Origin of the sequence: uncultured Gilliamella sp. (assembly GCA_945271295.1) — a bacterium.
Lineage (GTDB): Bacteria > Pseudomonadota > Gammaproteobacteria > Enterobacterales > Orbaceae > Gilliamella.
This window is the reverse complement of record CALYPG010000040.1, coordinates 1-9924: the sequence shown is the minus strand read 5'-3', so window position 1 is coordinate 9924 and position 9924 is coordinate 1. Positions and strand designations below refer to the sequence as shown.

The following is a 9924-nucleotide window of genomic DNA, read 5'->3' as shown; positions in this document are numbered from 1 at the left end:
ATTAATAATCGACGGCGTAATATTATAAAGAGGTGAATACTGACTCATCATCAATCCTTTCTATTAGTTTCATGCAAACCATTCAATTAATCATCCCATTAAAGTATGTGCTTGGCCTTATCTGGTAACTTACCAATAAGTAACCATTCTGAAAATTGCTTGTGTTCTAATTCAGATAATACTCTGCTACCACGTTTTGAGGTCAACTTAAATTTAGCTATCTGCAAACTATTTTTCGCAAGAATAACCGGATTGATAAAATTATTATCTATACTTCATTTTGACCTTTAGGCTTCCTTGCTCCTTTTATTACTTTACCATCTTTAGTTTGGTGATCTTGAATATATTCAGTTAGATATAAATCAATCATTTCCTTAATAGTAAAATTAGATTTATTTTCTTGAGAATTTTTAAGTTGTAGCTCTTTAATTTTTTATTGTTCTCGTAGTTCCCTAGGGCATTGCCCACTTTCTCTAATTTTTTCAATTTTTGTAATTCTAAACGAGCTTCAGCTAATTGCATTTATGGAAAATACCCAATAGTCATTTCAACTAATTTAGCATCAGTGCTTCGGTATTTATATATAAACCGTGTTTTACCTGTTTTTGAACACTCAACTCTTAAACCACGATTTTCGTTACAATCGCATAATACTTTACCAATCGGCTTTAGTTTTACTATAGCTTGATGAGATAACGCTTTTTGATTGCTACTTGCCATAAAATAGCTTTCTGCTATGAACTAATAATCAGTTATAATAAATGGATAATGACTATTATTTTATAACTAAATTACAACACATTACTCATAATAGTTATACTAATGATTAAGAATCAGTGATATTTTATGAGTCTAAGTGATACTAGGTGAGACTAATAAAAATAACTAATACATTGAAATATAAACAACAATAAAAAATAAAGCTATGATTAATGAAGAAAATTTAACCGACCACACACCAATGATGCGTTTATATGGTTATATTGATTTTTAATGATTTTTTATTAAAATATAGGTTTTGTTATACTTTTTGTTATACTAATTAATGCTACAAAAAAATTAAATTCAATCCTCCTATTGAGCCAATCAAAAACTTTCTAAGTATTCATATCTCAAAGAAAGCTGGTGACTCAGCTAAGCATTGATACATTACTTTTTTCCAGTGATTAGGAAATTGATCTGAATTTATCATAGGTTGGAGATTGGCATCAACGAATGCATCTTTTATTTTTTGTGGTGTAGCATGTGGATCAAAGCGGCGTATTACATTTGTAAACGCATTCTTTTGGTCGATTATTTCACTTAAGTGTTTGCCTGCCTCTAAGCTATATCGGCTTGCTAGATCTAAATTCTTGAAATGGTTTTTAGCCCGATTTTTATCTTCTAGTCTCCAAGCATCTGGACAATGGACATAATAAACCAGTGCCCCCTCATCTTCATCATTGTACTCGGCAAACACCCATTGTTCTTGATAAAAAATATTTTTATCAAGATATGGGTGAATGACTTGATCATCTTCGCTAGTTGCATAAGCTTGACCTTTTCCACCCATATTACAGTCACGACACGAAGGCACTAGGTTAAGCGGCATAACTGAGAATTCAGGAAAATGAGCTTTGGGCAAAAAATGGTCTAAGTTTTTCGTTTGTCCAATATCGCCACAAAACGGGCAACGCTCTCCTGAAGATAATAGTAATAAATCGTAGTATTCTCTCGCAGGTTTATCTTTATTTATCAGATTGTTTTCATATAAGTTAATTAGCTGAGATTTAGTAAGGTGGCCAATGACTTTAGTCGTGTCGTCTAAAGGGTTAGTTATGGGATAGGCATATAAATTTCCATTTATACTTAGTTCTATATATTCCGACTCTTTCTCTTTAAAAATTGGAAATACTGAAATGAAGTCATTACGAATCTTCACTTGTTTCATTCCTTGAGAGCACTTATTTAACATATCATCAAAAGATATCTCAGGAGGACTTAGCTTTTTCATTGTAATTTTCCAGCCTCTCTATTTAAAATCATGGCCTTTAAGACGGTTCGACCTTCAAGTCCAATTTGTCCTTCATACTCAGCCAAAATGTCCTGATATGACGCACCTGAATCAACTGATTTAGTTAACAAAGAATGATAGCCAGAATTTGTGACTTCAAGTGCAAATACTTCACGTGTCAATACACCCAAATTTTCTCCAAATGTTTCTATCTCTGGCCTCTGCGTGTTTATGACTTCTCTTGAACGTATAACTTTCCAAACACAGGATTTTGGTATTTCTTGAAGAACAACAGGGGAGTGAGTAGCAATAATAGCAACTCCATTTTTGATGTAAAGTAAATCGCTTAATGCACGCAGGAATGCAGAGAGAAGAGGTGGGTGTAGATGTCCTTCTGGCTCGTCCAGCAATACGAGAGATTTTTCACCAACCGTATCCACTAATCTAGTGATCGTAAATAGTACGATCGCGTGTCCAGAGCTCATACGGTGTAAGTAGTTATTGATATCTGCGTAAAACAACTGATTAAAAGATTCACTGTCAACTTGAATGTTAGGGTTGTTTTGTTGTACGCCTTGATATCTCGCATCAAGAATACTTAATTCCATATTCTTGAAATTATTGTCACTACTTAATTTGTTGATTGTTTCAAGCCAAATTATTTTTTTATCTTCATTGCATAAACAACCTATTAATGCAGAAACGAAGTCTTTATGTAGATCTTTTAGGGAATTAAGCTCATCGTTGTTATCTCTTTTTTTTAAGCCAATATAAAAATACCTAGTACCTTTCGCAGGATCTGTCTGCTCTTGAGGTGGCGTAAATGGGTCAAATGCACTAAAAGATACTGATATCAAAGAGCGAAAGTAACCATTAGGGATTCTGGAATCCCCAAAACCACTATCATCAATAAAGTAGCAGTAGTCATCGTCGGGGTTAGTTATTGCTTTGATCATTCCATTCAAAATGGTTGTTTTACCACACCCATTTCGACCAATAAAAGCATGGATATTAGTGATTGGGATTGAACCTACTTTTACTTTAAAAGGTAATTTTAAGTCGTAAAAACCTTCTGCGTTATTTCGTATAAAACTAAAGTTGAAATCAGATAACTCAGCTAATCCAGCTAAAGCTCTCGAAAACTGACCATGAACATCTGATAAAGTAACAGTACGAAAAAGAGAAGTGTTTAAAACATCCTCATCTTCAATATCTTTTATCTTTTCTGGCTTATAAACGAGGTCTTTAAGCGCTGTTAAAATGGTTTCTTTAAGAGCAGGGCTTAGCTCGTTTAAGCATCTATAGTAATTAACATTAGTGCCTAACGAAAAATATTGCTCATCCAATAAGGAAAAGTGCTTATTCAGTGTTGAATATGTACTATTTTCTGTAGTTTGCCCAATAAAGCCTATTTTTACATCACCAATATCATGCTCTATTCCGCTCTCATCGTATACCGTTAAATAAAACATTGTGACAAAAGAGTAATCATTCCAATGATCTATTCTTAGAAAGGCAGTGTTAATTGATGGGGTTATAGTTTCATTTCTGCCAAGAACTACAAAGTTCATATCTAGCTCCTACTCGTAAACTGTATTTACTTAAATTTTAGGGTAATTGCTCTATCAAGAAGCGTTAGTCGATTTCCTTTATGCTGACACAATTTAAATTAGCACACCAATTATCACATATCCTGAATGCTCCCTTAGTGTAACTATCGGTCTAAAAAGTATTATCTAAATTAAGAAGTATTCATCATACTGATGAAATACTTCGAAGAGATTGCGATATACAAACTCCGATTTACTGAATACCAGATCATTTTAGTTAATAAGACAAATTAGTTACAGATTCTAACAGTCAACAAAAATTGGGTACACACGTCTTAGCTGTTTTTAGTAAATAGTGTTTTAAGTATATTTATTGTAAATCAATATATATTCTAATAACATTATCTTTGTAATATTCTCCCATAACTGTATATGCCCCATCACCATACACAGTTTTTATGGCGAAGCCGGCACCTAAAAGACCATTTTTAAATGGCAAAACACCACAACCTTGCTCAGAGTTAGTTGCAAGACAAGCACCAGAATAAGAATAGGATAAAGGTATATTATCTTTTATTTCAACAAAAGAACCATCAGCAATAAGTTCATTTACATTCTTACCATAAGGTTCAAAAACTTCATCATATCTTGTAAAATCATGGGGCCATTCTATATTTTCACCTGTAATACTATCCTTATAAATTCTTTTTGGTGTATATTCAACATTCTTCCATTCTAAATCGATGTAACATGGGTCGGTTATCATCAAAGAACCAGAGTCGACAAAAACTTCTCCTAATTCAATTAACTTGATATCTGATGGAGGGATAATTACATCATCATCAATATCTGAATCATAATAAGTAAGTGCTCGGCTAAAATATTTTGCCTTCTCTAATTCAGAATGTAGTGTATTTAATTGTTTTTTTAATTCTAATATTTCAGTTTGATTTTTAAATGAATCTTCATTTAATCTATTTAGTTCTTCCTCTCTTATTTGTATTCGTTTACTTAGCACTGTTTCTACAAATTCAGGTGAAGTTTTTTTTAGTTCATTCGCTTTATCTTTCCAAAAGCCTACGTTTTTTTCTGCAATTTTTATTTGCTCATTTTTCAGTTCTAAAGTGGATTTAAGAGTTCTCACATAAGCTATATATAGCCAACTTAAAGCAAGTAAAACGAATCCATTAGCACCTAATTGGAAATAATCAATAATTTCTCTCATATTAGTCCCATTAAAACAAAATTCTGTTAATACACTATTACATGTATTAACAGAATATCATATTAACTACCTATTTTCTTTTAGATCTTCGTTTTAAAATATACTTATTCCATATTTTTCGATCCCAATAGGCTGGCTGTTGCAATACCCCCAACAACGACATGCACTTCAATTTTTCTTTTTCCCAAAGTCGTTTACCATCAAATAAACAAGCTTTATTTTGTTTTAAAATTTTGCGAATATTGTCTTTAGCATATCCTTTTTCAATTTTACCTAGTGCCTCAGGGATAGTCATTTTATCTAGCAAATTATAAAAAGATTCATATTTAAATAACTGGGTTTTAATACTTAAGGGATAAATACATAATCGTTCAAATGGGTTTGATATTCTTTCAGTCATAAATAAATTGGATAACATGAGTTCACTACTGCCTTTGGGTTTAATTCGCGCTTCAATTCGCATAAACTTTAGTTCTTCGTGATGATATAAATAATATTTAATATCATTTATATTATCCTTTTCTATATAAACTTTATCATAAACAGCTATTTGCACTGTTGATTTATAACTACCTAAACTAACACCTCCAAAACCATGACATTCATCTTTAAGATGAAGTTTGCCCTTCGTTGCCCCGTCTAAACCAAAATAGTAATTAGAAGCAGATATACCATATAAATCTAATGCAATATCAATCCGTGTAACGTCGGCTCTATTGAGTAACATAAAAATCATATTCCCTAAACACCTTTTTCGAGCCAAAAAATCAATTAATTTAGCCATTTGTTTGCATCTTATATGCTGTGGTGATAATTCAAACCTGATAAAATTAACTCGTTTAAATTTAGGGTCATAATTAATCGTTAAACCAATTTTTTTGTTTTTCTTCGAACAAATTGTAATCATTCTTTTGTAAAGTTTTGCAATACTGCCTGAAGACTTATAGTGTTTAACATCGTATTTTGAATTACTCTTAATTTTTATTAGCTTATTTATTAATAAATCCCTATCTTTAGGCTCACTCGTAAAAGATAACTTATCTATTCTTAATGTTGCTTTATGACCAATAAAAACATTATCCGAAACTTCAATGTAGTTTTTCCCAAAATCAATATTTTTTTCAGGAATAGTACTTAGTATGTTATTCATTATTTAACCCTCCACTCATCTAGTGAACGAGTTAAATCGACTTTCTGTCTTGATACTATCCAAGCATTAATATCAGTATCTAACCAACCAATACTTCTATCCGTGAGTTGAATTGGAGCTGGAAATTTCCCTTTTTTAATTTGACGATAAATTGTTGCCTTAGATAAAGCAGTTATTTCACATACATGTTTAATCTTAAAAATAGCAGTCATTTTATGACCTCCGTTTATAAACGGAATCGCACCAATTGCAATTCCAACGGAACTCATTTACAAGATCGAAAATAAATAAAATTTCTGATTAATTTTTGGTTCAAAATCTCTCTAACTAGCTATTTAATGGATTAAAACATATCGTTTTAACTATATTTCATGTTATTTATATATACCTAATATATGAATATATTCTTAATATTAGGTATATATAATCATGCTATAGCAGGCTATTAGCAGGCTATTAGACAGCTTTAATAATCTATCAAAATACAATCGATATTATGACGGTCATAAGTACAGACGTAATTACAATATTGTCATAATGACTGTCATTATGACAATATTGTGTTATAATAAAATTAACAGCAGTTTTATAAGTAATCAGGACAGGGGATTGTGTTTCTATGAAATCAAATGAAAAATCAGAACGTAAATCTAACACGAAAGTCCAACAAGAAATTAGACAACGTAAAAAAGATTCAGGTATAGTGACCGTAACACTTGAGTTAAAAAGGGATCAATATGAAGAACTGCAAAAACTGAGTCAGTTTTTATGTCAAGGTAATATAAAGGAAGGTCAAAAAGGTGTCATATCTGTCTATACAAATCTTTTCATTTTTTTGCTCGAACATTTTAATCAAAACATCTCTTCTATTCCAAAAGCTAAATCATTTTATCGTCGTTGTTCTATTGCAAAATTTTATAAATTCACCTCTAAATTAAAAACCTCTTTAATAATTGAAGAACTGAATAAACTAAAAATCAAAAAAAATAAAAAATTAAAGAGCCCGCAATGTATTTTAAATAGAACTCTAGGTATTGATGAAAAGCAACCTGAGAATTGGAACATAAAGCAGTATAGACAAGCAATAAATGAAACATTTATTCAAGAAGGAATAGAAAAAATTATAGCGAATGAACAAGAGAACGATGATCATGATTTGGATTAAATATTGCCATTTTCTTTCATTGAAACAATTTTGTGCTTGGCTACAATAAAGTGGTCAAGTACTTTCACATCGATCAATGATAAAACACTCTCAATTTGTTGGGTCAATTTAACGTCTTCCTTACTAGGTAATGGCTCTCCACTGGGGTGATTGTGTACAAGTATCACTGAAATAGCATTATAACAAATCACTTGCTTAGCGATTTCACGTGGATAGACACTAGTTTCATTAATTGTTCCTCTAAACAGTTTTTCAAATACTATTACTTGATTTTGGTTATTTAAATATAATACACAAAATTCTTCATAATCAAGCAGTCCTAGGTTTAATATCAGATAGTCCTTTACATCATTTGGTGAACATAGTTTTTTGCCCGTGTGTATATATTTGGCAATAATAGCTTTGGCTTGATTAATGATATCTAGGTCATGTTCATTAATAGTTACTATCGTCATATTACACGCTCAAAAAAATAAATATCATCTAAACTAATCTGATAAGTCTTATTCTTATTTACTATTGAAAAACTATGTCGGTATGCTTTATTAAAATCAGTACTATCTAAAAAATAAATAAACTTATGATCAATCGCTTGTATTACTGACCAATGGTACTGAGTGCCAATAATGACAGAAGTTCTTTTATCTGGGTATTTATTAAGAAATTGATTGATTTGTGAAAATAGCTGTGGTGTTGTGAGTTTTGATATACCTCGATATGGCATCGTGATTATTAATGGGTAATGCTGATAATAATAACCTTGTTGAAATACAGTCATTATTAAATTATCCATTTCAACATTTGTCATACCATAATTGATCAAATCAATAATATTGTATCTTTGGTTAAAATGATTGACTAACTTAAGGTATAGATTTTTACGTTTTAATCGGTTTCGATACAGGTGGGATACTGCATTTACCAAGCTGTAAATGCCACAAAAGTTATCTAAACTCCCTTGCTTTGCTGGCATCACTAGTAATAACACCCAATGAGTAATTAAAAAACACAATTAACTTAATACTAATCAACTAATAGTATAGCAAAAAACAGTACCAAAATCAAATTTAATTAATTTAAATCAATACCTTAATGAAATAATGTACTAAATGGGAGTTAAAAATGAATATGCCACAAACACAATTTATACCTTCATGGTTTTATACTATGCCAAACTATAAAGCCAAAGCATTAGAAAGAATAATTAGACATAATCCTCAAGCATGTAGAAAAAACAAAATTCCACAAGGTTATGGTCAATTTGGCTTAGACAGAACAAACCCTATTCCTGTTTATGGAGATCCTGAAATTGAGGTCTACTTATCAAAACTTCGATTAAATAATGGTAGTAAGATCAATTGGAAAAAAGAAGAAAATATTAGCGCTAGTAATATTAAACAACCAATACAGAAATATCAAATTTATAAGCAGAGTGGCAATTTAATAACTTCATTGTATTTTTCACCTTATCATTTATTAACAAGTAATAAAGCACCTAAAGGTTTTAAAATCAAAACTTAATGTAGTGGTAGAGTATCTAGCAAAATAATTAATGCTCGTTTCTGTTCCGTCGTTAAAAGTTCCCATCGTTGTAACAACCTAATCTCAAGATCCTTAGAATTTGAGTATAAATAAGCTTCTTTTTTTTCTGCAACTTTATTAGATGTTTCTATAGTGTAAGTTTGCTCTTCGTCAATTAAAAACCAACTAATTGGGGTTTGCAGACCTGTAGCAATTAATGTTAAATGTTCCAGATTGATTTTATTCTCTCCTCTTTCGTAACGAGAAATGGTTTGAGCTGGTAACTCTATTTTTTCCGATAGCTGTACTACAGTGAGTCCTTTTTCTTTTCTACACTGTTGTACACGTTTACCCACTTTTTTATCAATATCTGAAACTGGCGTTTTTGCCATATTTATATAGCTCTAAATTATGTTATGTATTATTTCTTATTGTCCTGTCATTACCTCAATATTTAAATATCAGTTATAGATACATATGTTAATTTATATATCATTTATTGATATGTTTATGAATTTATACTACACTTAATAAGTTTTATAACATTTATATAAGATGAGGGAAATATGAAAAAAACGTTAATTTTAGTAGCTATGTTAGCCAGTTCAACAGGTATTGCCTATGCTGAAACATCAGGTGTTTATGTCAATGGTCAATTGGGTGGAAGCTGGCTACGAGCAGGCGGCATTAATCACAAATTTTTTGATAGTGATGTTGATCCTAGCAACTTTAGCTTTGACTCCCAAAACAAAGTAGTTGTTAGTGGGGGGGTGGGTATTGGTTATAATTTTAAACCACAATTTGACTTACCCATTCGCTCTGAATTAATGTTTACGATGCGTGGCAATTTAAATAAAGATACTAATGCGCACCAATTTAGCGGTAGAGATGACGATGGGAATCTAATGAATGGAGAATATTACTTACATATCAAAACCCGAATGAATACCTTAATGGTTAATACCTATTACGATTTTGATACTGGTACTAATTTTTCACCTTATGTATCGTTGGGATTAGGTGCGGCGTTTCTTAAATATGAACGCACAGGGCTAGTTGCAGGTGGAGATAATGAAGATGCTGATAAAGATTCTAAAAACAAAACTCGTTTTGCTTATGCAGCAGGTTTGGGAGCTGCATATAAAATTACAGACAATTGGTCGGCCGATGTTATTGCACGTTATACTAATGGCGGTAAAATAAGCGTCAACACTACTGATAATAGCGCTAAATCAGAGTTAAAACTAAGTACAACTGATTTAATGGTTGGGGTTCGTTATAGTTTTTGATTAATAAAGGGCTAGTGTAGCCCTTTGAATC

At 31.3% G+C, this 9924-nt stretch carries 12 protein-coding genes; 3 read left to right on the top strand and 9 right to left on the bottom strand.

The genetic code is table 11. The features are described 5' to 3' along the window. Positions 1–522: 522 nt before the first annotated feature. The 6 genes from Q0K76_RS12655 to Q0K76_RS12630 form a co-directional block, all read right to left on the bottom strand. The gene (locus Q0K76_RS12655) at positions 523–720 is read right to left on the bottom strand and encodes a hypothetical protein (protein WP_294616036.1); all 198 of its coding nucleotides are present in this window, start codon (positions 718–720) and stop codon (positions 523–525) included. 385 nt (positions 721–1105) lie between these two features. Continuing rightward, positions 1106–1993, bottom strand: coding sequence for an HNH endonuclease signature motif containing protein (locus Q0K76_RS12650; protein WP_294616035.1), 888 nt, complete (start codon positions 1991–1993; stop codon positions 1106–1108). Next, the gene (locus Q0K76_RS12645) at positions 1990–3564 is read right to left on the bottom strand and encodes an AAA family ATPase (protein ID WP_294616034.1); all 1575 of its coding nucleotides are present in this window, start codon (positions 3562–3564) and stop codon (positions 1990–1992) included. The genes Q0K76_RS12650 and Q0K76_RS12645 overlap by 4 nt, the downstream gene beginning before the upstream one ends. Before the next feature lie 349 nt (positions 3565–3913). Then, a complete protein-coding gene (locus Q0K76_RS12640; protein WP_294616033.1) occupies positions 3914–4768 on the bottom strand; it encodes a hypothetical protein in 855 nt (284 codons plus the stop codon). Positions 4769–4838: 70 nt separating this feature from the next. Then, positions 4839–5918 carry a hypothetical protein gene (locus Q0K76_RS12635; protein WP_294616032.1) on the bottom strand — a complete coding sequence of 360 codons (1080 nt, stop codon included), beginning with the start codon at positions 5916–5918 and terminating at the stop codon, positions 4839–4841. Further along, on the bottom strand, positions 5918–6187 hold the full coding sequence (locus Q0K76_RS12630; RefSeq protein ID WP_294616031.1) for an AlpA family phage regulatory protein: 270 nt from the start codon (positions 6185–6187) through the stop codon (positions 5918–5920). The genes Q0K76_RS12635 and Q0K76_RS12630 overlap by 1 nt, the downstream gene beginning before the upstream one ends. Before the next feature lie 350 nt (positions 6188–6537). On the opposite strand from Q0K76_RS12630, the gene Q0K76_RS12625 reads away from it, so the two are divergent. Further along, a complete protein-coding gene (locus Q0K76_RS12625; protein ID WP_294616030.1) occupies positions 6538–7083 on the top strand; it encodes a hypothetical protein in 546 nt (181 codons plus the stop codon). Here the strand turns inward: Q0K76_RS12625 and radC are convergent. Together radC and Q0K76_RS12615 are read right to left on the bottom strand one after the other, a co-directional pair. Further along, positions 7080–7538: a DNA repair protein RadC gene (radC, locus tag Q0K76_RS12620; RefSeq protein WP_294616029.1), complete on the bottom strand. Its 459-nt coding sequence runs from the start codon at positions 7536–7538 to the stop codon at positions 7080–7082. The genes Q0K76_RS12625 and radC overlap by 4 nt on opposite strands. Then, positions 7535–8056: a hypothetical protein gene (locus tag Q0K76_RS12615; RefSeq protein WP_294616028.1), complete on the bottom strand. Its 522-nt coding sequence runs from the start codon at positions 8054–8056 to the stop codon at positions 7535–7537. Before Q0K76_RS12615 ends, radC begins: the two co-directional genes overlap by 4 nt. Positions 8057–8205: 149 nt before the next feature. Here Q0K76_RS12615 and Q0K76_RS12610 point away from each other — a divergent pair, with 149 nt between their 5' ends. Then, the gene (locus tag Q0K76_RS12610) at positions 8206–8604 is read left to right on the top strand and encodes a hypothetical protein (protein WP_294616027.1); all 399 of its coding nucleotides are present in this window, start codon (positions 8206–8208) and stop codon (positions 8602–8604) included. Here the strand turns inward: Q0K76_RS12610 and Q0K76_RS12605 are convergent. Further along, entirely contained in the window at positions 8601–8996 is a 396-nt protein-coding gene (locus Q0K76_RS12605) for a helix-turn-helix transcriptional regulator (protein ID WP_294616026.1), read from the bottom strand. The genes Q0K76_RS12610 and Q0K76_RS12605 overlap by 4 nt on opposite strands. Positions 8997–9170: 174 nt before the next feature. Between Q0K76_RS12605 and Q0K76_RS12600 the strand changes: the two genes are divergently transcribed. Beyond that, positions 9171–9893 (top strand): outer membrane beta-barrel protein, encoded by a 723-nt coding sequence (locus Q0K76_RS12600; protein ID WP_294616025.1) that lies wholly within the window; start codon positions 9171–9173, stop codon positions 9891–9893. Positions 9894–9924 lie beyond the last annotated feature (31 nt).

Excerpts from the sequence above, each read along its gene's own strand:
- Q0K76_RS12655 (WP_294616036.1), bottom strand. The coding sequence starts at position 720 with ATGGCAAGTAGCAATCAAAAAGCGTTATCTCATCAAGCTATAGTAAAA.
- Q0K76_RS12640 (WP_294616033.1), bottom strand. The coding sequence starts at position 4,768 with ATGAGAGAAATTATTGATTATTTCCAATTAGGTGCTAATGGATTCGTT.
- radC (WP_294616029.1), bottom strand. The coding sequence starts at position 7,538 with ATGACGATAGTAACTATTAATGAACATGACCTAGATATCATTAATCAA.
- Q0K76_RS12610 (WP_294616027.1), top strand. The coding sequence starts at position 8,206 with ATGAATATGCCACAAACACAATTTATACCTTCATGGTTTTATACTATG.
- Q0K76_RS12625 (WP_294616030.1), top strand. The coding sequence starts at position 6,538 with ATGAAATCAAATGAAAAATCAGAACGTAAATCTAACACGAAAGTCCAA.
- Q0K76_RS12630 (WP_294616031.1), bottom strand. The coding sequence starts at position 6,187 with ATGAGTTCCGTTGGAATTGCAATTGGTGCGATTCCGTTTATAAACGGA.
- Q0K76_RS12635 (WP_294616032.1), bottom strand. The coding sequence starts at position 5,918 with ATGAATAACATACTAAGTACTATTCCTGAAAAAAATATTGATTTTGGG.
- Q0K76_RS12605 (WP_294616026.1), bottom strand. The coding sequence starts at position 8,996 with ATGGCAAAAACGCCAGTTTCAGATATTGATAAAAAAGTGGGTAAACGT.
- Q0K76_RS12645 (WP_294616034.1), bottom strand. The coding sequence starts at position 3,564 with ATGAACTTTGTAGTTCTTGGCAGAAATGAAACTATAACCCCATCAATT.
- Q0K76_RS12600 (WP_294616025.1), top strand. The coding sequence starts at position 9,171 with ATGAAAAAAACGTTAATTTTAGTAGCTATGTTAGCCAGTTCAACAGGT.
- Q0K76_RS12650 (WP_294616035.1), bottom strand. The coding sequence starts at position 1,993 with ATGAAAAAGCTAAGTCCTCCTGAGATATCTTTTGATGATATGTTAAAT.
- Q0K76_RS12615 (WP_294616028.1), bottom strand. The coding sequence starts at position 8,056 with ATGCCAGCAAAGCAAGGGAGTTTAGATAACTTTTGTGGCATTTACAGC.